Origin of the sequence: Crossiella sp. SN42, from assembly GCF_023897065.1 — a bacterium.
In the GTDB taxonomy this organism is placed as follows: Bacteria; Actinomycetota; Actinomycetes; order Mycobacteriales; family Pseudonocardiaceae; genus Crossiella.
Map to the genome: position 1 here is coordinate 167646 of NZ_JAMHIV010000007.1, position 23869 is coordinate 191514.

The 23869-nt window shown below is 72.6% G+C and carries 22 protein-coding genes and 1 pseudogene; 10 read left to right on the forward strand and 13 right to left on the reverse strand.

Annotated features, from left to right (window positions below; translation table 11 throughout):
* Positions 1–36 precede the first annotated feature (36 nt).
* Positions 37–1458 carry an FAD-dependent oxidoreductase gene (locus M8C13_RS10750; protein ID WP_252480373.1) on the forward strand — a complete coding sequence of 474 codons (1422 nt, stop codon included), beginning with the start codon at positions 37–39 and terminating at the stop codon, positions 1456–1458.
* Here the strand turns inward: M8C13_RS10750 and M8C13_RS10755 are convergent.
* Positions 1424–2368: a GlxA family transcriptional regulator gene (locus M8C13_RS10755; RefSeq protein ID WP_252480374.1), complete on the reverse strand. Its 945-nt coding sequence runs from the start codon at positions 2366–2368 to the stop codon at positions 1424–1426. The two genes, M8C13_RS10750 and M8C13_RS10755, sit on opposite strands and share 35 nt — an antisense overlap.
* Positions 2369–2498: 130 nt before the next feature.
* On the opposite strand from M8C13_RS10755, the gene M8C13_RS10760 reads away from it, so the two are divergent.
* The 3 genes from M8C13_RS10760 to M8C13_RS10770 are packed head-to-tail and all read left to right on the forward strand — an operon-like array spanning position 2499 to position 3847.
* Positions 2499–3134: a DJ-1/PfpI family protein gene (locus M8C13_RS10760; RefSeq protein WP_252480375.1), complete on the forward strand. Its 636-nt coding sequence runs from the start codon at positions 2499–2501 to the stop codon at positions 3132–3134.
* A 4-nt stretch (positions 3135–3138) separates the two neighbouring features.
* Complete coding sequence (locus tag M8C13_RS10765) at positions 3139–3603, forward strand: hypothetical protein (RefSeq protein WP_252480376.1); 465 nt, start codon at positions 3139–3141, stop codon at positions 3601–3603.
* A gap of 1 nt (position 3604) precedes the next feature.
* The gene (locus M8C13_RS10770) at positions 3605–3847 is read left to right on the forward strand and encodes a hypothetical protein (RefSeq protein ID WP_252480377.1); all 243 of its coding nucleotides are present in this window, start codon (positions 3605–3607) and stop codon (positions 3845–3847) included.
* Positions 3848–4959: 1112 nt separating this feature from the next.
* Here the strand turns inward: M8C13_RS10770 and M8C13_RS45045 are convergent.
* The 8 genes and pseudogenes from M8C13_RS45045 to M8C13_RS10810 all read right to left on the reverse strand — a co-directional run bounded on the left by M8C13_RS45045 (position 4960) and on the right by M8C13_RS10810 (position 12223).
* Positions 4960–5433, reverse strand: a complete 474-nt coding sequence (locus tag M8C13_RS45045) for a Glu/Leu/Phe/Val dehydrogenase dimerization domain-containing protein (protein ID WP_305883940.1) — start codon at positions 5431–5433, stop codon at positions 4960–4962.
* 12 nt (positions 5434–5445) lie between these two features.
* A pseudogene (gene thrS, locus M8C13_RS10780) lies at positions 5446–6672 on the reverse strand (threonine--tRNA ligase); the annotation flags it as partial.
* 160 nt (positions 6673–6832) lie between these two features.
* Complete coding sequence (locus tag M8C13_RS45385; protein WP_252480379.1) at positions 6833–7441, reverse strand: TetR/AcrR family transcriptional regulator; 609 nt, start codon at positions 7439–7441, stop codon at positions 6833–6835.
* Between the two features lie 179 nt (positions 7442–7620).
* Positions 7621–8994, reverse strand: a complete 1374-nt coding sequence (gene eccD, locus M8C13_RS10790; RefSeq protein ID WP_252480380.1) for a type VII secretion integral membrane protein EccD — start codon at positions 8992–8994, stop codon at positions 7621–7623.
* 13 nt (positions 8995–9007) lie between these two features.
* The gene (locus M8C13_RS10795; protein ID WP_252480381.1) at positions 9008–9364 is read right to left on the reverse strand and encodes a YbaB/EbfC family nucleoid-associated protein; all 357 of its coding nucleotides are present in this window, start codon (positions 9362–9364) and stop codon (positions 9008–9010) included.
* Positions 9365–9385: 21 nt separating this feature from the next.
* On the reverse strand, positions 9386–10483 hold the full coding sequence (locus tag M8C13_RS10800) for a polymorphic toxin type 44 domain-containing protein (protein ID WP_252480382.1): 1098 nt from the start codon (positions 10481–10483) through the stop codon (positions 9386–9388).
* Positions 10480–11439 carry a hypothetical protein gene (locus M8C13_RS10805; RefSeq protein ID WP_374213054.1) on the reverse strand — a complete coding sequence of 320 codons (960 nt, stop codon included), beginning with the start codon at positions 11437–11439 and terminating at the stop codon, positions 10480–10482. Before M8C13_RS10805 ends, M8C13_RS10800 begins: the two co-directional genes overlap by 4 nt.
* Positions 11440–11473: 34 nt before the next feature.
* Entirely contained in the window at positions 11474–12223 is a 750-nt protein-coding gene (locus M8C13_RS10810; RefSeq protein ID WP_252480384.1) for a WXG100 family type VII secretion target, read from the reverse strand.
* 123 nt (positions 12224–12346) lie between these two features.
* Between M8C13_RS10810 and eccCa the strand changes: the two genes are divergently transcribed.
* The 6 genes from eccCa to M8C13_RS10840 all read left to right on the forward strand — a co-directional run bounded on the left by eccCa (position 12347) and on the right by M8C13_RS10840 (position 19696).
* The gene (gene eccCa / locus M8C13_RS10815) at positions 12347–16315 is read left to right on the forward strand and encodes a type VII secretion protein EccCa (protein ID WP_308202784.1); all 3969 of its coding nucleotides are present in this window, start codon (positions 12347–12349) and stop codon (positions 16313–16315) included.
* A gap of 120 nt (positions 16316–16435) precedes the next feature.
* Complete coding sequence (locus tag M8C13_RS10820) at positions 16436–16795, forward strand: WXG100 family type VII secretion target (RefSeq protein WP_252480385.1); 360 nt, start codon at positions 16436–16438, stop codon at positions 16793–16795.
* A 22-nt stretch (positions 16796–16817) separates the two neighbouring features.
* On the forward strand, positions 16818–17141 hold the full coding sequence (locus tag M8C13_RS10825; protein WP_252480386.1) for a hypothetical protein: 324 nt from the start codon (positions 16818–16820) through the stop codon (positions 17139–17141).
* 102 nt (positions 17142–17243) lie between these two features.
* Entirely contained in the window at positions 17244–17609 is a 366-nt protein-coding gene (locus M8C13_RS10830; protein WP_252480387.1) for a hypothetical protein, read from the forward strand.
* A complete protein-coding gene (locus M8C13_RS10835) occupies positions 17606–18883 on the forward strand; it encodes a WXG100 family type VII secretion target (protein ID WP_252480388.1) in 1278 nt (425 codons plus the stop codon). Before M8C13_RS10830 ends, M8C13_RS10835 begins: the two co-directional genes overlap by 4 nt.
* Positions 18884–18895: 12 nt before the next feature.
* Positions 18896–19696 carry a transglycosylase SLT domain-containing protein gene (locus M8C13_RS10840; protein ID WP_252480389.1) on the forward strand — a complete coding sequence of 267 codons (801 nt, stop codon included), beginning with the start codon at positions 18896–18898 and terminating at the stop codon, positions 19694–19696.
* On the opposite strand, the gene bla is transcribed toward M8C13_RS10840, so the two are convergent.
* The 4 genes from bla to eccB are packed head-to-tail and all read right to left on the reverse strand — an operon-like array spanning position 19689 to position 23830.
* Positions 19689–20597, reverse strand: a complete 909-nt coding sequence (gene bla, locus M8C13_RS10845; RefSeq protein WP_252480390.1) for a class A beta-lactamase — start codon at positions 20595–20597, stop codon at positions 19689–19691. The genes M8C13_RS10840 and bla overlap by 8 nt on opposite strands.
* A 19-nt stretch (positions 20598–20616) precedes the next feature.
* Positions 20617–21747, reverse strand: a complete 1131-nt coding sequence (locus M8C13_RS10855; protein WP_305883941.1) for a S8 family serine peptidase — start codon at positions 21745–21747, stop codon at positions 20617–20619.
* Positions 21747–22409, reverse strand: coding sequence for a response regulator transcription factor (locus M8C13_RS10860; RefSeq protein WP_252480391.1), 663 nt, complete (start codon positions 22407–22409; stop codon positions 21747–21749). Before M8C13_RS10860 ends, M8C13_RS10855 begins: the two co-directional genes overlap by 1 nt.
* Positions 22406–23830 carry a type VII secretion protein EccB gene (gene eccB / locus M8C13_RS10865; protein ID WP_252480392.1) on the reverse strand — a complete coding sequence of 475 codons (1425 nt, stop codon included), beginning with the start codon at positions 23828–23830 and terminating at the stop codon, positions 22406–22408. Before eccB ends, M8C13_RS10860 begins: the two co-directional genes overlap by 4 nt.
* Positions 23831–23869: the final 39 nt, after the last annotated feature.

The window sequence follows — 23869 nt, forward strand, 5'->3', positions numbered from 1 at the left end:
GACGGTAACGAGCCGATCCCCCAAAGGTGGCAGGATGTGCCAGTGCCGACTCACCACGCCGTTGTTCTCGGAGGCGGACTCGCCGGGATCCTGGCCGCGCACGTGCTCGCCGAGCACGTCGACACGGTCACCATCATCGACCGCGACGACCTACCCGAAGGTCCCGAACACCGCAAGGGCACCCCACAGGCCCGCCACACCCACGTCTTCGTCGAAGGCGGCTACGCGGCACTGGAAGACCTGCTGCCCGGCATCACCGACGAGCTCACCGGCCTCGGCGCCCACCAGCTGCACCACCCCGCCGACATCCTCGTCCGCCGCCCCACCGGCTGGCGCGACCGCATGGCCCCCGAGGTCGGCATCATCAGCGCCAGCCGCGCCCTCACCGACTGGGCGATCCGCCGCCGCGTGCTGGCCCACCCCCGCATCACCGTCGCCCCACCGGCCACCGTGGTCGGCCTGCTCGGCGACCGCCGCCGGATCAGCGGCGTCCGGCTGCGCGACCGCGGCGCCACCGACACCCGCCGCCTCACCGCCGACCTGGTCATCGACGCCACCGGCCGCTCCTCGCACACCCACGACTGGCTCACCGAGCTGAAACTGCCCGCCGTGCACCGCGAGCACATCGACTCCGGCATCCGCTACGCCACCCGCGTCTACCAGGCCCCGCCCGGCACCCCGGCCACCTTCCCCCTGCTGCTCGTCGAACCCAACCCCGCCTCCGACCGCCCCGCCGTGGCGGGCATGCTCTCCCCCATCGAGGACGACCGCTGGATCCTCACCCTGGTCGGCCCGAAACACGACCCGCCACCCACCGACGAGGACGGCTACCCACCGTTCCTGCGCAGCCTGGCCGACCCGATCCTGGCCGACCTGATCGCCGCGGCCACCCCGCTGACCCCGCCCTACGGCTTCGCCAACACCGCCAACCACCGCAACTTCTACGAACGCGCCCGCTTCTGGCCGGACGGACTGCTCGTGCTCGGCGACGCCTACGCCACCTTCAACCCCATCTACGGACACGGCATGGCCACCGCCGTGCTCGCCGCACACGCCCTGCGCCGCCGCTGGCAGCGCCACCACCCTCTGCTACCCGGCGCGGCCCGCCGCTCCCAGCGCGCCATCGCCAAGGTCACCGAACCGGCCTGGCGGATGGCCACCGCCCAGGACCTGCGCCTGCCGCACACCACCACCACCGGCCGCCACCCCGGCCGCCTGGCCAAGCTCAACAACCGCTACGCCGACCGCATGATCGCCGCCATCCCCGGCCGCCCCGACCTGCAGCGCGCCAGCCTCCGGGTCTTCGCGCTGCTGGACTCCCCGCTGCGACTGTTCACCCCGCGCGTGCTCTGGCAGACCCTGCGCGGCCCCCGCGGCCAGTACCTGCCCGAAGCGCCGCTGACCCCGGAGGAACGGCGCATCCTCACCCCGGCGAGCGAAACGACCGCCGATAGCTAGCCGGCGACACCCCGACCAACTGCCGGAACCGGTCCCGGAAGGCCGTCGGCGAACCGAACCCCACCTGCGCGGAGATCCGGTCCACCGAAAGACCGGTGGTCTCCAGCAGGTGCTGGGCCCGCCGCAACCGCTCCCGCATGATCCACTGCAACGGCGTGGTGCCGGTCTGCTCGCGGAAACGACGGCTCAACGTCCGGGTGCTCAACCGCGCCTGCCTGGCCAGGTCATCCAGCGTCAACCGGCGCTCCAGGTTCTCCGCCAGCCACACCAGCAACGGCTGCAGCGAACCACCGTCCGGGGCCGGATCGGAGTGCACGATGAACTGCGCCTGCCCACCGGCGCGCTCCAACGGCATCACCGAAAGCCGGGCCACGTCCGCGGCCACCGCCGCACCGTGGTCCCGCCGCACCATGTGCAGGCACAGGTCCATCCCCGCCGCCGCGCCCGCGGAGGTCAGGACCTGCCCGTTGTCCACGAACAGCACATCGGGGTCCACCTCGATCGTGGGATACCGCCGGGCCAGCGCGGCCGCGCCCAGCCAGTGCGTGGTGGCCCGCATCCCGTCCAGCACCCCGGCCTCGGCCAGCACGAACGCCCCCGAACAGATCGAGGCGACGCGCGCCCCGGCCGCCACGGCCGCCCGCAACGCGGCCAGCACCGCCGGGTCCACCGGAAGGCTGACATCGCGAACGCCGGGAACTATCACCGTGTCCGCCCCGGCCAGCGCGCTCAGGTCCCAGCGGGTGCGCACCTCGAACATCCCGGCATCCACCACACCCCCGGCCGAGCACACCCGCACCTGGTAGGCGGGCCGGCCGTCGGGCAGCCGGGTTCGCTCGAACACCTCACACGGAATGGCCAGATCCGAGGGCACCACATCGTTCAACGCCACAACAGCCACCACCCGCATGACCACACCATACCCATCGCCGCAGGTCAGCGACTTGGCGAGAAGTAGGCGGTTATTGGCTTTCCAGCCACTCGCGCCCCGCGGGCCCAGCCGCCACAGTGATCACCGACCCCAAGGGAAAAGGATCACCATGCTCGCCCAGATCGTCCTGTTCGACGGCGTCGACCCACTCGACGCGATCGCCCCGCACGAGGTGCTCGGCGCCGCCGGCGCCCACACCGGCGGCGCGATCACCGCCCAGCTCGTCACCGTCGGCACCGCCACCACGGTCGTCAGCGGCAACGGCCTCACCCTGCACGCCCAAGCCGCCCTCGACCCCGACCGCGCCGACCTGCTGATCATCCCCGGCGCCGCGGGCTCCATGGCCAACGGCGCCACCGAGATCACCGACCGGCTCACCGCCGCCCTCACCCCCGCCCTGCACCAGGCGCTGCACACCTTCACCGCCCGCCCCGGCACCGTGCTCGGCACCGTCTGCGGCGGATCGCTGCTGGTCGGCGCGGCGGGCCTGCTCACCGACCGCCCCGCGGTCACCCACCGCGCCGGCCTGGCAGCACTGGCCGCCTTCGGCGCGGTCGTGGTGCCCGCCCGGGTCGTCGACGACGGCGACCTGGTCACCGCGGGCGGCGTCACCTCCGGCCTGGACCTCGCCCTGCACCTGGTCGAACGCTTCCTCGGCGCGGAAACCGCCTTCGCCATCGAGACCCTGTTCGAACACGAACGCCGCGGCGTGGTCTGGCGCGCCGACGCGGTGACGACGGGCTGAGCCGATGACGAAGTTCCTGCTCAGCGTGCACGTGCTCGCCGCCATCGTGCTGATCGGCCCGGTCACCGTCGCCGCCAGCCTGTTCCCCCGCTACGCCGGCGCGGCCCTGCGCGCGGAGGCCCCCGCGGTCCCGGTGACCCTGCTGCTGCGCCGGATCACCCGCGGGTACATGGTCGCCGGAATCGTGGTGCCGGTGTTCGGCCTGGCCACCGCCGTCCAGCTGAAGGTGCTCGGCGACACGTGGCTGATCGTCTCCATCATCCTCACCGCGCTCGCCGCCACAGTCCTGGCGACGGTCGTCGTACCGGCCCAGACCACGCTGGTCAACGCCCTGCCCAAGGCCGCAGGCGACCAGCCGTGGCAAGGCGTGCTGCGCAAACTCCGGATGTCCACCGGCGTCTTCAACCTGCTCTGGGCGGTCGTGGTGGTGCTGATGATCGTCCGCCCCGGCTCGACCACAGGAGCCTGACATGCGCCTGCTCCGCTACGCCGCCCTGGCCGAGATGATCACGATCGCGGTACTCCTGCTGAACCTGGTGACGGTGCACTGGCGCCCGGTCAGCGCACTCACCGGCCCACTGCACGGCACCGCCTACCTACTGGTCATCGCAGCCTGCCTGCTGATCGAGAACACCCCGCCCCGCACCCGCCTACTAGCCTTCATCCCCGCCATCGGCGGCTACCTCGCCCTGCGCCGCCTCCAGCAACGCTAAACCGGCCAGCCCCCTCGTCCACCGCGGTCGCGCCCAGGATCCCCACACCGGCACCATCCCCATGATCTTGAGCTGGGCCGCGATCTGATCGATACACTCGCCGGGCCGACCCGCCCGACCCCTTGCGCCGCAACACCTTTCGGCAAAGCGGCCCCGGTTCACCGGCCACCATCGCTTTCCCTGCGGAGCGCAACGCCAGTAGCGCGAACCTCGTCGCCTTCCTTGGCGAAGTCGATCTGCTGGGTCGCGGACGAAGCCGGACGCCGCTCGTTCCGCCGAGTCTGAGTACCTCCTTCATCAGCCCGAGCCGGGTTCGCTCGGCGTGGTCCCTCCTCGGGCCTCGATGCTGTTTGTGGGTTGTTGCTGTTCTGGACGGCTTAGTTTCGATTTTCACTGAAATTATCGGAGGAGATGAGATTTTGTTAGTGACCGTGGTGTTGGCATGGCTGTTCCGGCACACCATCAAGAGGTGGGTCGACCGGTACCGGCGGCGTTCCGATCCGGAATCCGGCGGGTGAGATCGGGGAGGTAGAATCAGGCCACTGAAGTGCGGTTATGGTCCAGGCGCGGTAGTCGACACGGCGCATTTGACCCGATCGAGCGACAGTGATCCAAAACGAAAGGCAACCAAAACCGGGGTTCGAGCGTTCCGCAGAGGAACGGTGGCGGCGGCGGACCCCGTCAGGGGCGACAGCGACCACTCCTCCCCCGGTCCCGGCCCCGGCTCACTCGGCCCCGCACCGGGGAGAGATCGGCCGGACATCGGCCAGCCAGCGAGCCCTGCCGGCCACCGGCTCGCTCCGGCACCGCGCCCACGCCGTGGCGCGTGGGCACCACGCCCGTGGCCCCGCCCGCCCCGGCCGGGGCGGCCAGCGTGGTCTGGCCCCGGCTCGCGGAGGAGTTCCAGCGTGGTGCTGGGACTTCGGCTCGCGCGAGCCAACGTGAGTGCAGCCGCAGCTCGGGTGAGCGCGGAAGCCGGAACTCGCGAGACATCGGAAGCCGGGCGCGGCGGGCCAGGCTGGCCGGGCGACGCTTGGTGGGGCGGCTTGGCGGATGAGGGTTGGCGGGTGAGGGTTGGCGGCGCGGCGGAGGTTCGAGCTGGGCTGCGGAGGCTAGGCGGGTGTGGACGCCGGGGGCTGAGCCGGGCGGAGCGGCTGGGAAACCCTGTCCGGGCGGGACGGGACGGCTGGGCGCAGGCCGAGGTCTTCGCCGGTGGCCCAGGTTGTTTCCAGGTACGGGCGGACGGCTTCCAGGTAGCGGCGCAGGACTTGGCGGGACGCTGGGTCGTAGGGGCTGCAGTTGATGCCGCCCTTGGCCCCGCCGAGCGGGAGGGACCGCGCGGCGGGGTCGTAGTTGAGGGCTTCCTTGGCGGTCATGCCGCGGGCCAGGGCCCGGACCTCGGACAGGGTGCAGCCTTCGCACGGGCGGAGGCCGCCGCTGCACACACCGCGAACCAGGCGGTCGATGACCAGGAAGCCGCGTTTGCCGGTGATCGGGTCGGTCCAGGTCAGTTCGAGTAAGGGAGCGCGATCATCACTGGCCTGCTTCCGCGCCGGGGCGGCCGACTGCTGGATGACATCGATCATCGACCGGCGACGTCAACCGACGTCCTCCCAGAGCTCCGGGCTGTGCGCCCGCACCACCGCTTGCACCCTGCGCAAGCAGTCTTCCGCGGGCATGGCGTCCAGCCGACGGCCGTCACGCAGGCGCAGGGCGACCTGACCCTCGGCCGCCTCTCGCGCGCCGATCACCGCCTGGTACGGGGCTAGGCGGGCGGCGCGGATCCGGGCGCCGAGCGACCCCTCCCCCGGTTCCAGCACCTCCGCGCGCAGGCCGAGGTCGCGGCAGCGGCGCAGCAGCTTGGCGGCGGGCGGCTCCTCCTCCGGCGAGATGGGCAGGATCGCCAGCTGGCGCGGGGCCAGCCAGGGTGGGAAGGCGCCGCCGTGGCGTTCGATCAGGTGGGCCACCGCCCGCTCCACGCTGCCGATCACACTGCGGTGCACCATGACCGGCCGGTGCCGTCCGCCGTCAGGGCCGATGTAGTGCAGGTCGAACCGCTCCGGTTGGTAGAAGTCGACCTGGACGGTGGACAGGGTGGACTCGCGGCCCGCGCTGTCCGCGATCTGGATGTCGATCTTGGGGCCGTAGAAGGCCGCTTCGCCTTCCACCGCCTCGTAGTCGATGCCCGCGGCGTCGAGGACCTCGCGCAGGATCGCGGCCGCGCGCTGCCACATGTCCGCCCCGGCGACGTACTTGCCGCCCGCGCCGGGCAGCGAGAGCCGGTAGCGGGCGTCCTGGATGTCCAGTGCGGCATAGGCTTTGCGGATCAGCTCCAGCGCGGCGGCCGCTTCCTCGGCGACCTGGTCCAGGGTGCAGAAGATGTGCGCGTCGTTGAGCTGGATGGCGCGCACCCTGGTCAGGCCGCCCAGCACGCCGGAGAGTTCCGCGCGGTACATGCCGCCGAGCTCGGCCAGCCGCAGCGGCAGCTCGCGGTAGCTGTGCGCGCGGGAGCGGTACATCAGCGCGTGATGTGGACAGAGGCTGGGGCGCAGCACCATCTTGTCACCGCCTAGATCCATGGGCGGGAACATGTCCTCGCGGTAGTGGTCCCAGTGCCCTGATCGTTCGTAGAGCTCGCGTTTGGCCAGCACCGGGGAGTAGACGTGCTGGTAGCCGGCGCGGAGCTCGGCGGAGCGGATGTACTCCTCCAGGCTGTGCCGGATCGCCGCGCCGTCGGGCAGCCAGTACGGCAGGCCCGCGCCGATCAGCGGGTCGGAGTCGAACAGGTTCAGCTCGCGGCCGAGCTTGCGGTGGTCAGGCATCGTGGTCTCCTCGCAGGATGCGGAGAGCGGGTGACCACATGGCGAAGCCCCGGGGCACCCGCCCCGGGGCTTCGCGTCAAGTCATGCTGTCAGCGCGCCGGGACGTACTCCGGCGTCGTAGTCGCGTTGGCGCGCTGCATGTCGATCACCGTAGCAGACCGGCTCAGACCAGTGCGCCGAGTTTGTCCGCGCTGATGCCCAGCTCCCTGGCCACCGCCTCGTGCAGCCACCCGGTCAGGTCCTCCGGCCGGACCGTGCCCTGCCGCGCGACCAACTGCACCGCGAGGCCGTCCAGCAGCGAGGTCATCCGCCAGGCCGCGCCGCGCGGGTCGGGGCAGACGAACGTGCCCTCGGCCACGCCCTCATTGATCAGCTCCTCGACCGCTTCCCGCCAGCGCAGGTCCAGGTTCTGCGCGACCTTGCGCAGGTTGTCATCGTGCAGCGAGGCGGCCCAGCCCTCGATCCAGAGCACCCAGCCGGTGGCATCGCCGGTGGGCGCGTAGAAGCGCAGCACCGCGGCGAGGCGGGACAGGGCGTTGCCGGCGGCACGCAGCTCGGCCAGGCGGGCCAGGTCGTGCTCGGCGGCGGCGGAGAAGGCCTCGGCGATCAGGTTCTCGATGGTGCCGAAGTGGTAGAAGACCAGCGCGGTGCTGATGCCCAGCGAGGCTGCGATGTCCGCCGGGCGTGTGGCAGCGATTCCCCTGGTGCGGATGTGTTCGATCGTCGCACGGAGGATGTCGTGGCGGCGTCCACCGTTCTGCCTGTTCGACACCTGATCACTCTAACCGCTTTGGCCCAGGTCCTTGCGGGTTGGGGGTTAGGGTTCGTAAAGGGATTATTTTCACTCGGCACTGAAGTTATCGGGAGGACGAAGCTTTTTGCCACGAGGGAGGCGATGGCGGGACGAGCGGCGGGATGGGGCAGCGAAGCGTGACGCGGGCTGGGGCTGGGTCAGCCCACGGCGTCGCGGATTGCGTTGTAGATGCCGAGCACCGCACCCGCCAGCGGTACGACCGAGATCAGCAGCGTGTACTCCAGGGCGTCCAGCAGTCGCGCGCCCTGTGGCGAGTGCTTGCCGCGCACGACGCGGGCGGCGTAGCTGATCGACACTCCCCCGCCGACCGCGACGGCCGCCGCGGTGGCCAGCAGCCACGGAACCGGCAGCGACCGGCTCAGCCAGACCGCGAGCACGCCGAGGCCGCCCAGTCCGGTGCTGATCACCGCGATCCGTTGCAGGGTGCCGGCGTAGGTGCGGGAGCGCAGCACCCAGGCCAGGCTGGTGACGCCGACCAGCAGGGCGGGCCACATCGAGTCGGACTTGGTCAGCACCACCGCGCAGCCCAGGACCACCGCGCCGAAGGCGGCCAGCAGGCCGGTGAGGATCTCCTCCGCGGCGGTGGTCTGGCCGAGGACGTCGGGGCCCAGTGCGGGTTTCTCGTCGGCGCGGAAGGACTTCATGTCGGCCGGGACCGTGGGCAGCGGCAGCCGGGCGAAGCGCAGCGCGATCATCGGGGCGGCCGCGCCGAGCGCGGTGACCAGCGGGAGGGTGACGGCGGCGGCGTGGCCGGGGTCGAAGTCGAACAGCAGCACCGTGGCGGCGGTGAGCGCGCCCAGGGCGGCCGCGATGGCCAGGGCGCCGAACCAGGCCAGGCGGTGGGCCAGCAGGACCGCGGCGATGGCGGCGTAGAGGGTCAGTGCGGCCAGGCCGAGGGCCAGGGACTCCGGGCGCAGCGGCAGCGGCTGGTGGGGCGGCAGCGCGGACATGCCGGCCAGCAGGGCGGGCAGGGCGCCGATGGCGGTGCAGGCGCTGCCCGCGCCCAGGTCGGTGTAGGCGCGGGTGAGCGCGCCGCCGATGAGCAGCAGGACCACCGCGAGCACGCCGGAGACGATGGGGGCGAACAGGTTCCCGGTCAGTGCGGTGGTGGCCAGCAGGGCGGCGCCGCCGAGCAGGATGGCCGCGGCGGCCAGGCCGAGGACGCGGCCGACCTGGGGTTGCCAGGCGCCGGAGCGGGCGGTGGCGGAGCTGGCGATGGCGTCCACGACGTCGTCGAAGAGCAGCGGGGTCTCGTAGCGCTCGCGCGGGTTGAGGTAGAGCACCTCGCCGTCGCGGACCGCGGCGGCGGCCACGGTCAGGCCGGGGGCCAGCGCGGCCTCGCCGAGCCGGGACAGGCCCCAGCCAGGACCCGCCCCGGTGGGCAGGTCCTGGGCGCCGGCCAGGCGGATGAGTTGGGGCACCAGCTCGGCGACCGTGCTGGCCATGGGCAGAGCGAGGTCCATCCGGGCGCGCGGGGTCACCACGGTGACCCGCCTGGCCGTCGGCGTCATGCGAGTGTCCTTGTCAGAACTGGAAGTTCTCCGTGCGGGCGGCGGACTCGATCACCGGGGCGAACCGGGCCGTGCTGGCCTCGGCGACCCGGCGCAGGCCGTCGTTGACCGCCTCCGCGACGTGCTCGCCCAGTTCGCGGGCGTCGCTGCGGCGCAGTTGCTGCGGGTCGATGAGCACCTCGGTGACCCGGCCCGTGCCCTGCACGGTGACGGTGACCTCGTCGCGCTGGGAACGGCCCTGCACCAGCATGCTCTCCACGTTGCGCTGGATGCGCTCGATCTCCTCCTGCTGGCGGCGCACCCGTTCCAGGAGGTCGTCGACCTGGGGGATGTCGCCGCGGTCGAAGGCGGCAAAGGGATCGGGCTGCATGTGACCGTCCTTTGTGGAGTGTTACGGGGTGATCGAGCCACGCTGGCGCAGCTCGTTCAGCCGGGTGGGGTCGGTGATGTACTGGCGGATCAGGTCCGGGGTCAGCTGCTCGGGCGGCACCTGGCGGAACAGCTGGATGCCCATCTCCACCGCGTACTGGTCGGCCGGGTCGGTCCAGTGCCCGCTGGCCAGGTCGGCTGCGTTGGCGCCCTGGTGCAGCTCGAAGCCGCTGAACCCGGCGGCGGAGCCGACGTAGCCGTAGTGCAGGTTGGACCAGAAGTCGTGCCGGATCTTCAGGGTGGTGCCGTCGATGCCGGTCAGGAAACCGGTGTGCCGGTTCATGCCCATCAGCTGCCGGATCTCGCCCTTGTGGTCCCACGGCCCGCCCGGCCGGACCAGCCAGGTGAACAGGCCGAGGGCGTGGGTCTTGTCGCGGGTGCTGGTCAGGGGTTCCAGCAGCCCGCCCCAGCCTGGGTTGTTGAGCCGGTGCAGGCCGGCCGCGGTCTGGGAGCGGCCGTTGTAGCTCATCTCGTTGGTGATGTAGTCGACCAGCCGCTGGAACGGGGTGCGCGGGGGCGGTGCGGCGCCTGCGGGGAACAGCGCGGTGAGCTCGGCGCCGAGCTGGGCGACGATCTTGCGGGCGGCCAGCACCGCGACCTCGCCCATGGCGTTGGCGTGCACGAGGTACGGGCGCAGGTCGCCGTTGTAGATCGCGGCGGAGACCGACATGCGTTCGACGTTGCGGCCGCGTTCGGTGAAGTCGGCGAGCACCTTGTCCATGGCGGCGCGGGCCTTGCGCAGCACGGTCGCGGCCGCGCGCAGCTTCTCCGCCTGTTGCCGCAGCTGCTGTTCCTGACCGATGCGCAGGCCGGTGCTCCAGCGTTCCACCAGGGCGAGGAAGGCGGCGTAGGCGGGTCCGCGCCAGCCGCTGTTGGCCCGGCGCGCGGCTTCCAGGGTGGCACTGGCCACTGTGGACAGTCGGTCGGCGAGGCCGGTGAGGCGGGTCGCCTCTGCCTCCAGCGCGGCCGGGTTGCCGGTGACCACAACCTGGAACTGGCGCAGCGCGGCGGCGTAGCCGGCCAGCACGGCCGAGACCGGGCTGCCCACCGCGGTGGTCATGCCGGCACCTTGCCGTCACCGTCGCCGTCGATCGCCACCTTGATCGGCGTGCCGCCGACGGTGGCGTTGACGATGGTGTCCCGCCCCGAGGGCGCGGTCACCGTGGCACTGCCTTCGCCAGTGGTCACGGTGACGCTCACCCCGAACCCCGTACCGTGACCGCTGGGGGACGGCACGGGGTTCGGGATGCCGGGCGATGACGCGCTCGGGGCGGGAGTCGAGGGGTTCGGCGTGGCTGGGTCGACCGGGATCCACATGTTCTGCCCGTTGCCGGGCTGGGTGGCGCCGGGCTGCGCGCCGCCGAGGGCGGGCGGCTGGTACTGGGTGAAGTCCTTGGCGGGCAACGTGGTCGGCTGGGCGCCACCGGGCGCGGGGGCCGCGCCGTCCTTACCGGTGACCAGGCCGACCAGCTTCTCCAGCTGGCCCAGCACCTCGGCCATGGTGGTCAGCTTCGCGGCCAGCTCCACCGCGCCCAGGGACTTCAGCAGCGCGCCGAGCGCGGCCAGGAAGCCCTTCAGCGCACCGCTGGTGGCGGTGGACAGGGCGACCGCGGCGGCGTAGGTCCACGGGTTGGACATCAGCCCGGCCACGGTCGGGTTGATCGCGGCGACGATGGTCTTGAAGGCCAGCTGGGCCTTCTGGATGATCGAGGCGGCCAGGCCGAGCTTCTGCGCGACCTCCTTCACCACCGAGATGATCTTGGTGAAGGACTCCAGCAAGTTGGTGATCTTCTTGCCCGCCGCGCCGGAGGCCGGGCCGCGCCAGACCTTGCGCAGCTGCTCCCCCGCCTGCCTGAGCTGCTGGTAGAGCTGGGCGAACTCGTTGGCCTTGGCCAGCAGGTCGGTGACGTGCTTGAGGATCTGGCCGGGGTTGCCGTTGATGATCCAGTTGAGGAAGGTGCCGGGCCCGCCGCCCTTGGCGGTGACGTCCATGGCGGCGCTGACGGGGAAGGCCATCGCGGTCACGCGGATCTCCTCTGCTCGGCCGGCGTCAGGACGCCGAGATCGGGCGGTACACCCGGGTGTCGGCGAGTCCGGTGAAGCTGGGCCGCACCAGGCCGTTGTTGTAGAGCTGCCCGCGCTCGCCGGCCACCGCCACCACCGGGTCGCGGTCGAAGGCCAGCACCACGATGTCACCGGCGCGGACGCCGCCCGGCACGTCACCGAGGTCGCGGGCCAGCCCGGCGTAGACGCCGATCACCCCGGCCCGCTGCTGGTTGCCTGCCTCGGTGTCCAGCCAGCGGGCGAAGGCCACCGGGTCGGTGAAGGAGCGCTCGCCCAGGTCGCTTATCCCGGCGGTGCGCAGGTAGCCGAGCACGTTGTCCACCGAGGCGGGCTGGGCCGCGCCGGAGAGGCTGGCACCGGTCGCGGCGGCGGCCAGCCTCTCGGCATTCGGCGAACTCCACAGGGTGGAGGACACCGCGGCCAGTTCCGACTGCCTGCCGGCGTAGACGTCGGCGATGCGCCGGTCGTGGTCCTGGTAGGTGTCGGCGACCTTGCGCACGTTGTCGTTGAACTCCTGCAACAGCGAGAGCAGCGTGTTCAGCGAGCTGACCTGGGTGGCCTCCAGCTTGGCGTTCATCGCGCCGACCGCGGCGCCGAGGGCGGAGAAGTCCGAGGGGTTCACCCGCATCGAGCGCAGCGCGCCGACCGCGTTGGCCGCCTGCATGATGATGCCGCTGAGGTTGCCGGCCACCGACCGCATCTCCTCGGGGCTGGCGTCGAACCCTGGCAGGCTCACGGCCATCTCACCCTCCCACCTCGCCGGTCATGTGCTCCCCAGCGAGAGTAGGAGCCCCGGCTCCGCGCACGGACGGCAAAAGTACCCACCAGCGCGCGGGCCGAAGTGACCAGAATCGGCTGGGTGCAGACCGCGCGGAAGAGCCGACGGGTCCCCGAGCCGCCCGCGGGGGAGATCACCCTGCAGTCCCCGCCCATGCTGGCCAAGGGCGGCAACCAGGGCATGATGGGCCTGCTGTTCATGCTGCCGATGATGCTGGGCATGGGCGCGATGTCCTTCGTCTACATCGGACGCGGCGGCGGGGTGATGACCTACGTCTTCGGCGGCCTGTTCGTGGTGGTGATGATCGGCATGATCGTCATGTCGCTGGCCCAGGGACGCTCGCAGAACAAGGCCAAGATCAACGAGGAGCGGCGGGACTACCAGCAGTACCTGGCCAACCTGCGCAGACAGGTCCGCGAGGTGGCCGCCGCCCAGCGCGCCCACCTGCTCGACTCCCATCCCGAACCGGCCGACCTGTGGACCTTCGCCGAGGGCGACCGGCTGTGGGAACGGCGGCGCTCGGCGACCTCCTTCGGGCAGCTGCGCGCCGGGCGCGGGCCGCAGCGGCTGGCCACTCCCCTGCGCGCGCCGCAGACGGTGCCCCTTGAAGAGCTGGACCCGGTGTCCTCGACCTCGTTGCGGCACTTCATCCGCGCCTACGCCACCGTGCCGGACCTGCCGGTGTCGGTGTCGCTGCGCTCCTTCGCCCGGATCGGGGTCAGCGGGCCGCGCGCGGTGGTGCTGGACCTGGCGCGGGCGCTGCTGGCCCAGGCGGCGCTGTTCCACTCCCCCGCCGACCTGCGGATCGCGGTCTGCGTGGCCGCGGACCGGCGCGCGGACTGGGAGTGGGTGAAGTGGCTGCCGCACGCCCAGGACGCCACCGCCGCGGACGCGGTCGGCCCGGCCCGCCTGGTCGCCGGGGACCTGACCACGCTGGCCGACCTGCTGGGCAACGACCTCGGTGACCGGCCGCCGTTCACCAGGCGGGCCGGGATGGGCTACGACGCCCCGCACATCCTGCTCGTGGTCGACGGCGGGCGCACCTACGGCGACCCTCGGCTGGCCCCGGTGGGCGGGCAGCACGGGGTCACGGTGCTGGACGTCGGCCACGAGGTGCCCATCGACACCCCCGGCACGGAAAGCCTGCGGCTGCACGTCTCGCCGCAGCGGATGGGCATGGTCACCGGCGAGGGCGCGGAGTCCAGGGTGGCCTACCTCGGCGAGCCCGACGGGCTCTCCACCGCCGCGGCCGAGGCCCTGGCCAGGGCGCTGACCCCGCGTTTCCACGGGGTGGCCGCGCCCTCGGAGGCGCCGGTGAGCGCCACCTTCGGCCTGGCCGGGCTGCTCGGGCTGGGTGATCCGCGCGATGTGGACCCGGAGGTCACCTGGCGGCCGCGCACCCCGCGCGAGCGGCTGCGGCTGCCGCTGGGCCTGGATCCGGAGGGCAGGCCGGTGGAGCTGGACCTCAAGGAGTCCGCGGAGAACGGCATGGGACCGCACGGGCTGGTGGTCGGCGCGACCGGCTCCGGCAAGAGCGAGCTGCTGCGCACCCTGGTCACCGGGCTGGCGGTGACCCACTCCTCGGAGACGCTGAACCTGGCGCTGATCGACTTCAAGGGCGGGGCGACCTTCGCCGGGATGACCGGGCTGCCGCACACCTGCGCGGTGATCACCAACCTCTCCGACGACCTCACCCTGGTCGACCGGATGGCCGACGCGCTCAACGGTGAGATGCTGCGCCGCCAGGAGTTGTTGCGCGCGGCCGGGAACTTCGCCTCGGTCCGGGACTACGAGCGGGCCAGGGAGAACGGCGCGCCGCTGGCTCCGTTGCCCTCGCTGCTGCTGATCATCGACGAGTTCAGCGAGCTGCTCTCCAGCCGCCCGGAGTTCGTGGACCTGTTCGTCATGATCGGCCGGCTGGGCCGCAGCCTCGCGGTGCACCTGCTGCTGGCCTCGCAACGCCTGGAGGAGGGCCGGTTGCGCGGGCTGGAGGCGCACCTGTCCTACCGGATCGGGCTGCGCACCTTCTCCGCCGCGGAGAGCCGCACCGTGCTCGGCGTGCCCGATGCCTACCACCTGCCCGCGATCCCCGGCTCGGCCTACCTCAAGAGCGACACCGAGACGCTGCAACGGTTCAAGGCCGCCTACGTCTCCGGCGACCTGCCGCCGAGGGAGTCCGGCAGCAGCGGCGAGACCACCGCGCCCGGCCGCCAGGTGCTGCCGTACTCCTTGGAACGAGTGGAGATCGTCGAACCGGTGCGGGCCGAAGCGGCCGAGGCCGTGCCGGCCGCCACCGGGGAGACGATCATGGGCGCGATGATCGACCGGCTGATCGGCAAGGGCCCGGACGCGCACCAGATCTGGCTGCCGCCACTGGACGAGCCGCCCACCTTGGACCACCTGCTGCCGCCGCTGGGCGCCGATCCCGAGCGTGGCCTGTCCCCGATCGGCTGGGGCGGCAACGGCAAGCTCACCGTGCCACTGGCCATTGTGGACAAACCCTTCGAGCAGCGCCGCGACCTGATGTGGGCCGACCTGGCCGGTGCGGGCGGGCACGTGCTGCTGGTGGGCGCGCCGCAGAGCGGCAAGAGCACCTTCCTGCGCAGCCTGATCGGCGTGCTGGCGCTGACCCACACGCCGGTGGAGGTGCAGTTCTTCCTGCTGGACATGGGCGGTGGCGCGCTCGGCCCGGTGGCCGGGCTGCCGCACGTCAGCGGCTACGCGGTGCGCCGCGACGCCGACTCCTGCCGCCGGATGGTCGCCGAGCTGTCCACCCTGCTGGCCGAGCGGGAGGCGCTGTTCGCCCGGCACGCGGTGGACTCCATGGCCACCTTCCGCCAGCGCCGCAAGGAGATCCAGGAGAGCGAGCTCGGCGACCGGGAGTTCGGCGACGTGTTCCTGGTGGTGGACGGCTGGACCACGGTGCGCGAGGAGTACGAGCAGCTGGAGGAGTCGATCACCCGGCTGGCCGCCAGGGGCCTGGGTTTCGGCATCCACGTGGTGATCGCGGCCAACTACTGGATGGCGGTACGGCCGCCGCTGCGGGACTCCATCAGCACCCGCTACGAGCTGCGGCTGGGCGATCCCAGCGACTCCGCCATCGACCGCCGCGCCGCCCAGAACGTGCCCGCCGGCACCCCGGGCCGCGGACTGACCCCGGACAAGCTGCACTTCCTCGGCGCGCTCCCCCGCATCGACGGCGCCCAGTTCGCCGAGTCGGTGACCGCGGGCACCGCCGACCTGGTCGAGAAGATCACCGCCGCCTGGCCCGGATCCGTTGCGCCACAGGTGCGTCTGCTCCCCCACGAGTTCCCGGCCAGCGATCTGCCTGCCCCGCAACAGCATCCGGGCAAGCAGGTGCCCTTCGGCATCGCCGAGAACGACCTGTCGCCGGTGTTCCTGGACTTCCAGACCGAACCGCACTTCCTGGCCTTCAGCGACGTCGAAGGCGGGAAATCGGGGCTGCTGCGCACCATCGCCAACGGCATCATGGCCCGCTACACCCCCGAGGAAGCCGCGATCCTGGTGGTGGACTACCGGCGTGGCATGCTCGGCGCGGTCGACGGCCCGCACCTGCTGGGCTACGCCGGCAGCGCCCCGGTGCTGGACGGGCTGCTCGCTGAAGTGGTGCAGGCGATGCGCGCCCGGCTGCCTGGCCCCGAGGTCACCCCGGACCAGCTGCGCCGCCGGGACTGGTGGACAGGCCCTGATCTTTTTGTGCTGGTCGACGACTACGAGCTCGTCGCCACCGCGGGCGGCACCACGCACCCGCTGCTGCAACTGGTCGAGTTCCTGCCCCAGGCAAGGGACATCGGCCTGCACCTCGTGGTGGCCAGGGGCAGCGGCGGCGCGGCGCGCGGCATCTACGACCCGGTGCTGATGCGCATCAAGGAGCTCGGCTCCCCCGGCCTGGTCATGTCCGGCTCGCGCGATGAAGGCGTGCTGCTGGGCGATGTCCGCTGTTCCCCCCAGCCGCCCGGCCGGGGCCAGCTGGTGTCCCGGCGGCACGGCAACCAGCTCGTCCAGGTCGCCTGGACACCGGGCAGCTGAGCCGGTGTGGGTACAACTACCGCCACCCCGACCGGCACTTGTGCCGTTGGGCGGCAACAACTCCGTACCTAGGCTCGACACCAGGAAACACCCCGGTGAATGAGAGGAGGTGGTTCGCCCATGGCCGGTCCCGGCTTTGAGGCCGATGCCGCCGCGATGACCAAGGCGATCAGCGGCTTCCACCAGTCCGCCACCGCGACCAAGTCCACCATGACCGGACTCCAGAACGACCTCGGCTGGGCGCTGAGCAACTCCTACCAGGGCAACCAGGCCGCCGCCTTCCAGCAGCTGCACACCACGCTGCAGGAGAAGATGGCCAAGGCCACCGCCGCCCTCGACCGGATGTCCAGCCTGATGACCGACGTCAGCCGCAACTACAACACCGGCGACACCAACGCCACCGACGACATCAACAAGGTGGCAGGCGCCGCGGCCAACAGCGCGGCCGGATCCGTGTTCAACCGCCTCGCTGGCTCCTGACCGGGAGAGGACACCAACGCCCATGCATTCCACCGGCAGCGGCGGGGACGTCGTCTCCGTCAACTTCAGCCAGCTCGCCGCCAGCTCCGACGCGCTGTCCAACCGCGCCAACGCCCTGGAACGGCACATGCACGAGCTGGACGGCTCGCTCGGCTACCTGCGCAACACCTGGTACCGCTCGGGCAGCGCCGCGGGCGCGCAGGCCCAGCAGGCCGAGAACGACCTGCGCTCGGCCATCGCGGAGATGGTCGCGGTCATCCGCAACTTCTCCGCCAACACCGGCAAGGCCATGACCGACCAGATGGCCATGGAGCGCACCAACGCGGGCCTGTTCCCCAGCGGCTGACATCCCCGCCAGCCGCTGGCCCCTGCCCAGGGCAGACCCGGAAATCTTCGCCCTGGGCAGGGTCCGCGGCCCGCGTGACCGACCACAACCGAGGGGGCAGGGGTGAGCACCGAGAACAACTCCTTCGCCGTGCACCTGGCGTCGCTGGTGGACTTCGCCCGCGAGCTGGGCACCCAGCTGACCGGCATGGCGCAGCCGCTGGCCCACCTCGGCGGCCTCACCGAACGCGAGGTCCAGCTGGGCCAGTTCACCGAGGCCGACCTGCTCGGCGCGCACCACCTGGCCGCGGCCGAGGAGATGCACGCCCTGCTCGGGCGGGCCGGGCAGGCCATCGACTTCGCCGAGGACGTCACGCACACCATCGCCGAGGCCTACCGCCGCCAGGACCAGCAGGCCGGGCAGGCGCTGATCAACCTCGGCAACGTGCTGCAGATCTCCGACCCGCGCACCGACCCGGGGAGGCTGTGACCCCCGTGCACTTCGCCAGCGACGGACAGACCGACTTCGCCCGCTACAGCCACCGCCAGCTCTACGACATGCTGCACGCCGGCCAGCCCAAGACCATGCGCGCGGCCGCCGACGCCTGGGACGCGGTCGGTTCCCGGCTGCACGAGCAGGCGGGCAACCTGGAAGGGCAGCTCGCCCGGTTCCGGCACCAGTGGCGCGGCGGCGCGGCCGAGCAGTACCAGTCGATGATCACCGACCTGGCCACCGGTTTGCGGCGCACCGCCGAGGCCGCGCACGCCATGCGGGACCTGGCCCACGACACCGCGGAAGCGCTGATCAAGGCCCAGGCGACCATGCCGCCGCCGACCGAGGTGCCCGAGGTCTCCGCGGCCACGCTGCGGATGGCGGGCGCGCCGATCCAGCTGGGTCCGGGCACCTCCCCGGAACTGGCCGCGCGGGTCGCGGCGCAGCAGGCCGAGGCGGTGGCCGCGGTCCGCCAGCAGCAACAGGCCGCGCAGGTGGCCAACGCAAACCACGCCCGCGCGGTGCTGATCATGGAAGACCTGGCCAACCAGTACCGGGTCGCGCAAGCTTCGATTCCCGAGTCCCCTGCCGGGCGAGTGCCTTCCGGCCCACAGGGCACCGACCACCCCGGCGCGGGGGCCGCCGCGCCGGTCAAGCCGCCGCTGTTCGGCGGCATGTTCGCCTCCGGACTGGCGGCTGCCTCGGCCGCGGCGGCGGGTCGCTTCGCCGTTGCGCTGCCCAAGGTGCCGGACTGGGCGAAGAAACCCGATCCGCAGCAGCAGGTTCAGCCGGGCACCGCGACCCCCGGGACCCCCGTGACTCCCGGGATCGGCGCGGAGGCGGCCAAGCTCGGCGCGGGCGCGGCCGGGCTGGGTGCCGGACTCGGTGCGGGACTGGGCAAACTCGGCGGCGGTGGCGGCGCGGGCGGGCTGGGCAAGATCGGCGCTCCTGGCGGATCCGGCACGCAGGCGCAGGCCGCGGCCGGGCTGGCCGGAGCGGCGGGCGCGGCAGCCGCCGCCAGGGGCATGGCAGGCGCGATGGGCGCCGCCGCGGCGGCTGCCGGCTCCGCCCAGGGCATGGCTGGCGGCATGCCGATGATGCCCATGATGCCGATGGGCGGCGGCATGGGCGGCGACCTCGCCGGTGGCCGCCGGATCCCGCCCTGGCTGGTGGAGACCGAGGACGTGTGGGGCGAGTCCGCGGTGATCACCCCGCAGGTCATCGGCGAGGAGCCTGAGGACCGCCCCGAACCCCCGTCCTTCCGCTACTAGGAGGCCCCGGCCATGGCGAGGCTCACCGACCAGGAGATCGCGCAGCTGGCCTGGGACGCCGGGTTCCGCGGCGACATGCTCAACACCGCGGTCGCGGTCGCGCTGGCCGAGTCCAGCGGGCGCACCGACGCCATCGGCGACGTCGCGCTGGAGACCGGCAAGTGGGGTCCTTCGGTGGGGCTGTGGCAGATCCGCTCGCTCAACCCCGGCCACGGCACCGCCCGCGAACAGGCCCAGCGCGACGAGACCGCCAACCTGGACCCGGCCACCAACGCGGCCAACGCCTACGCCATCTCCGGCAACGGCACCAGCTTCCGCCAGTGGTCCACCTACACCAACGGCGACTACCAGCGCTACCTCGACCGCGCCCGCGCCGCCTCGGGCCTGGTCACCGGCAACCCGGTCCAGCCCGTCCACCAGGCCGAACCCGCACCTGTGCCCACTCCCGCACCCACTTCGGCGGCCCGCGGCAACGGCCAGTCCTTCCACGCCGCCGGCGGCACCCTCGGCCCGCTGGCCCGCACCCTGCACACCGCCGCCGCCGACCTGAACACCGTGCGCGGCAACCTCACCGCGAGCACCCTGCCCGGCGACGCCTTCGGTCAGATCCCGCAGTCCCGGCAGGCCGCCCAGTCCCACGCGGCCACCCTGTCCGGTCTGGCCGGCACCCTCGGCGAGGCCGCCGAGGAGATCGACCGCACCGGCGGAAACGTCACCACCGCCAGGGAGAACTACCTCCGCCAGGACCGCCACCACGCCGAGCAGTACCGCCAGATCATCCTGCGGCTGTTCACCGGCACGAACGTCAGGTGAGCTCGCCCAGCACGTAGCCCGCCGCCTCGGCGACCACCGCCTGCTTGTACTCCGCGTCCTTGGCCGCCTTGCTGGACATCACCGCCACCACCAGCGGCGCGCCCCCTGGCGGCCACACGATGCCGATGTCGTTGAGCGTGCCGTAGTCCCCGGTGCCGGTCTTGTCCGCCACCGTCCAGCCCGCGGGCACCTTCGCCCGGATGCGCTGACCACCGGTGGTGTTGCGCTCCAACAGGTCCCGCAGGAACGCCCGCCGATCTTCCGGCAGCGCGTCACCCAGGACGATCTTGCGGTAGTCCTCGCCCAGGGCCCGCGGCGAGGAGGTGTCGCGCGGATCGCCTGGCGTGGCCTCGGTGAGCGCGGGCTCGGTGCGGTCCATCCTGGTCACCGTGTCCCCGAGGCTCCGCACGTACTCGGTCAGCTTCGCCGGGCCGCCGACCTCGCGCAGCAGCAGGTTGCCCGCGGTGCCGTCGCTGTAGCGGACCGCGGCATCGCACAGCTGCCGCAGGCTCATCCCGGTGGCCACGTGCTTGCTGGTCACCACCGCGCTCTTGAGCAGCTCCTCCTTGCCGTAACGCACCACGGTGTCCAAATAGGACAGTGGGTGCCGCGCCAGCACCGCCGCCGCGGCCAGGCCCTTGAACGTCGAGCAGAACGCGAACCGCTCCTGGGCCCGGTGCTCGATGGTCGCGCCGGTGCCGGTGTGCAGGGCGTACACCCCGATCCGCGCGTCGAACTCCCGCTCCAGCTCCGCCAGCCGGTCGTGCCGCTGCGGCGCGGCGGCGGTCGACGGCGGCGGCGCGCTGGTGATGACGGCAGGCTTCTCCTCGATCGTGCAGGCGGCCAGTGGCAACAGCGCCGCCGCACCGAGGAACGCGCGACGGCTGAAGATCGACGACATGCCCCGACCCTACCCAAGATCACTTGCTGGGCGCGCCCGCCCCGTCCCCGCCGATCCGCCAGCCCCGCGACCGGCCGCGCCGCACCGCCGCGGTGGCCACCACCGCCACGCCCGCGGCCAGCACTCCCAGCACCGCCAACGCGCCCGGCAGCCGGTCGTGCCGCACCGGCTCGGCCGGACCCGCCGCGATCGCCACCGTCGGCCGCGCCCCCGCTTCCGGCCGCGCCCCCGCCACCGGCGCCGACACCCCTGCCGGCAGCTCCGCGGTCACCGCCGAGTACGCGTCCAGCACACCCCAGCCCAGCACCGGATCATGCCCGCCACCAGCGCCACTGGCGGTCACCAGCAACCGGGTCCGCACCTGCTCCGCCGACAACTCGGGGCGATACCCGCGCACCAGCGCCGCCGCACCAGCCACGTAGGCCGCCGCGAACGCCGGACCGCCCACCCCCCACCGGTGCCCGCGCCCACCGGCGGACACGCTCACCAGGTCCGCCCCCGGCGCGGCCAGCCCCAGGTGCTCCCCGGACTCCGCCGACACCGCCGCACCGTTCTGGTCGATCCCGCCCACCGCCAGCACCCCCGGCAGCGCACCGGGAAAAGTCCGGGTGGACGGCTTGTCCCCCGCCGCCGCGGCCACCACGACCACGTTGCGGGACAACGCGTTGCGCACCGCGGCCGACAGCGCGCCGCTGCTGCTCGCCGACGGGCTCACCACCGCGACCACCGTCGCGCCACCCTCCACCGCGCGGGTGATCCCCGCGGCCAGGGAGTCCGGATCGGCCTGCGGCACCCGCACCGCCAGCACCTGGCTGCCCGGCGCGATCCCGGCGAACGTGGTGTCCGGATCCGGTCGCGCCGCGATGATCCCGGCCGCGAACGTGCCCCGCCCGTCACAGTCGGCCTGCGCCTCCCGCACCCGCCCGGCCAGCTGCCCGGCCGCCTCCACCCCTGGCGCGACCACCGCGACCCGCTGCCCCGCCCCCTCGGTCAACGGCCACAACCGATCCGCGCCGATCAACCGCTGCGCCCAGTTCACCGGGCCGCCGTAGTTCCCGGCGGGCGCGGCGCACTGCTGCGCCACCGCCACCGGGGTGAAACCGAAGGCGCACAACGCGCACACCGCTACCAGGCCGGCGCGCCGCCTCATCAGGCCCGGCCCGCCCAGTCGGCGGGTGTGCTGTGCGCCAGCCCTTCCTCGATCGCGTACCGGGTCAGCTCCGGCCTGCGGCGACAGCCCGTCTTGTCCCGGATCCGGTCCAGATACGAGCGCACCGTGCGCACGCTGATCGCCATCGCCTCCGCGATGTCCTGGTCCCGCTCCCCCGCCGCCAGCAACGCCAGCACCTGCCGCTCCCGCACCGACAGCTCGATCACCGGCCCGTTGTTGCGGTCCCGCGAGGCGTTGAGCACGTAGGAGGCCAGTGTCGGCGACACATAGCTGTTCCCGGCCGCGATCTCCCGCACCGCACGCAGGATCTCGTCCCCGTCGCTGTCCTTGGACAGATACCCCCTGGCCCCGGCCGCGATCGCGCCCAGCACCTCCGACTGCCCGGCGTGCGCCGAGACCACCAGCACCCGGTGCCCCATGCCGACCACCTCCATCACCGCGGCCGCGTCCCGCACCCCCGGCAGCTTCAGGTCCAGCACCACCACCGAACCGGACCCGCTGCGCCGCGCGGCGAACTGCGCCACCGACTCGGCCACCCCGTCCAGCTCGACATCGGGCGCGTCCGCCAGCACCCTGGCCACCGCGGCCCGGTACAGCGGATGATCCTCGATGACCCCGACCCTGATCCGCGCTCCGCTCACCGCGCCACCACCTCCTGCGCCTTGGCACGGTCCAGCACCGGACCGGTCCGCAACAACGCCAGCACACTCGCGGGCACCGGCCGCCTGGCCACCGCCCCGTATCCCAGAGCCTGCACCGACTCCCCGCCCGCCACCGGGAACTTCACCCCGGCATCGGTCACCAGGTACACCGCACCGGAGGACGCCCCCGGCGCGGGCTGATCAGCCACCAGCGCCCCGGCCCCGCCCGGCACCAGCGCCACGTCCGCCACCCGCCCCCGATCGTCCACAGTGGACGGAGAGGCCCCGGCGTCGCCATAGGTCAGCTTCGCCCCGGTGGCCCCAAAATCGCTCGCGCACACCGTGCCGGGCAACCCGCCGAGGGACACCGGTTCCGGCCGCCGCAACGGATATCCGGTCGGCTCCCGCTCCCCCGAACTCTCCGCCCTCGGCGCCTCGGCCAGCTCCGCCGCGGGCACCGGCAGCACCCGCGCCCGCCGGTCCGGATACGCCGCGGCGTTCCCGGGCGCGGCCAGCACCAGCCTGGCCTCGGTCTCGGTCACCGGCGCCACCCCGTCCGCGCGCACCACGTAAAAACCGTCCGCCACGCCCTCGGCCTGGAGCACCTGCCCCACCCGGGTGTCCACAGTGCCCAGTCGCGGACCCGGCGATCCCGCCTGCCGCAACGACACCACCGCCAGGTCCCGGCCGACCGGCACCGTGTTCAGCCAGTTCCGCGCCACCGGCAGCGCCCGCACCGGCTCATACCCCAGCGCCACCACCGCCCGCTCATCGGCCAGCTTGAACCGGTGCCCACCGGTCAACAGGAACCGCTCCCCGGAGGCCAGCCGCACCAGCAGCCCCTCCCCCGCCCGCAGCTCCCGACCACCCGGCGCGCGCCCCACCGACACACTCGACCCCGGCTCCACATTGGCGGGCAGATCGGCCGAACCGCGCGAACAGGTCGTCCACGGCCCGCCCAGCAGCCGCCCGGTCTCCGGCAACGAGTCCGGCGCACCCTCGATCCCCACCGTCGCACCCCTCGGCAGATCAGCCAAGGTCTTGGCGGGCACGGTCACCGTGCGATCCCCGTTGCCACCGGCCAGCAGCCGCGCCGAGGCGAAGTTCAGCACCGGGTGCAGCAGGTCGCCCTCACCGAGCACGAACCGGGCGCCGGTCTCCTTCTCCACGATCACCTGGCCGCCCTGCTTCCACTCCGCGGCCCGTGCAGGGCTGAGCACCCCGATGATCCCGAACACCGCGGTGACCAGCAGCGCCACCGCGATCCCGAGCACCGTGCCCAGCAACAGCCGCCTGCTCGGCGAGACCGGATGGTTGGCGTCCCCGGCCACCAGCGCGGAGACCAGCCGCCTGCGCAGGAACTGGTATGCCTGCACCTGGTCCTTCTGGGTCCACACCGCCGCCCCCTCGCGCCGTCGCACTGCTGCGCAATACTATCGATCACCACGGACAGTTCCGGT

Bases quoted from the DNA above. Each gene is read 5' to 3' on its own strand.
- M8C13_RS10840 (WP_252480389.1), top strand. From the start codon at position 18,896: ATGGCGAGGCTCACCGACCAGGAGATCGCGCAGCTGGCCTGGGACGCC.
- M8C13_RS10805 (WP_374213054.1), bottom strand. From the start codon at position 11,439: ATGGCCTTCCCCGTCAGCGCCGCCATGGACGTCACCGCCAAGGGCGGC.
- M8C13_RS10855 (WP_305883941.1), bottom strand. From the start codon at position 21,747: ATGAGGCGGCGCGCCGGCCTGGTAGCGGTGTGCGCGTTGTGCGCCTTC.
- M8C13_RS10800 (WP_252480382.1), bottom strand. From the start codon at position 10,483: ATGACCACCGCGGTGGGCAGCCCGGTCTCGGCCGTGCTGGCCGGCTAC.
- bla (WP_252480390.1), bottom strand. From the start codon at position 20,597: ATGTCGTCGATCTTCAGCCGTCGCGCGTTCCTCGGTGCGGCGGCGCTG.
- M8C13_RS10825 (WP_252480386.1), top strand. From the start codon at position 16,818: ATGCATTCCACCGGCAGCGGCGGGGACGTCGTCTCCGTCAACTTCAGC.
- M8C13_RS10760 (WP_252480375.1), top strand. From the start codon at position 2,499: ATGCTCGCCCAGATCGTCCTGTTCGACGGCGTCGACCCACTCGACGCG.
- M8C13_RS10820 (WP_252480385.1), top strand. From the start codon at position 16,436: ATGGCCGGTCCCGGCTTTGAGGCCGATGCCGCCGCGATGACCAAGGCG.
- M8C13_RS10765 (WP_252480376.1), top strand. From the start codon at position 3,139: ATGACGAAGTTCCTGCTCAGCGTGCACGTGCTCGCCGCCATCGTGCTG.
- M8C13_RS10770 (WP_252480377.1), top strand. From the start codon at position 3,605: ATGCGCCTGCTCCGCTACGCCGCCCTGGCCGAGATGATCACGATCGCG.
- eccD (WP_252480380.1), bottom strand. From the start codon at position 8,994: ATGACGCCGACGGCCAGGCGGGTCACCGTGGTGACCCCGCGCGCCCGG.
- M8C13_RS10795 (WP_252480381.1), bottom strand. From the start codon at position 9,364: ATGCAGCCCGATCCCTTTGCCGCCTTCGACCGCGGCGACATCCCCCAG.
- M8C13_RS45045 (WP_305883940.1), bottom strand. From the start codon at position 5,433: ATGATCGATGTCATCCAGCAGTCGGCCGCCCCGGCGCGGAAGCAGGCC.
- M8C13_RS10755 (WP_252480374.1), bottom strand. From the start codon at position 2,368: ATGCGGGTGGTGGCTGTTGTGGCGTTGAACGATGTGGTGCCCTCGGAT.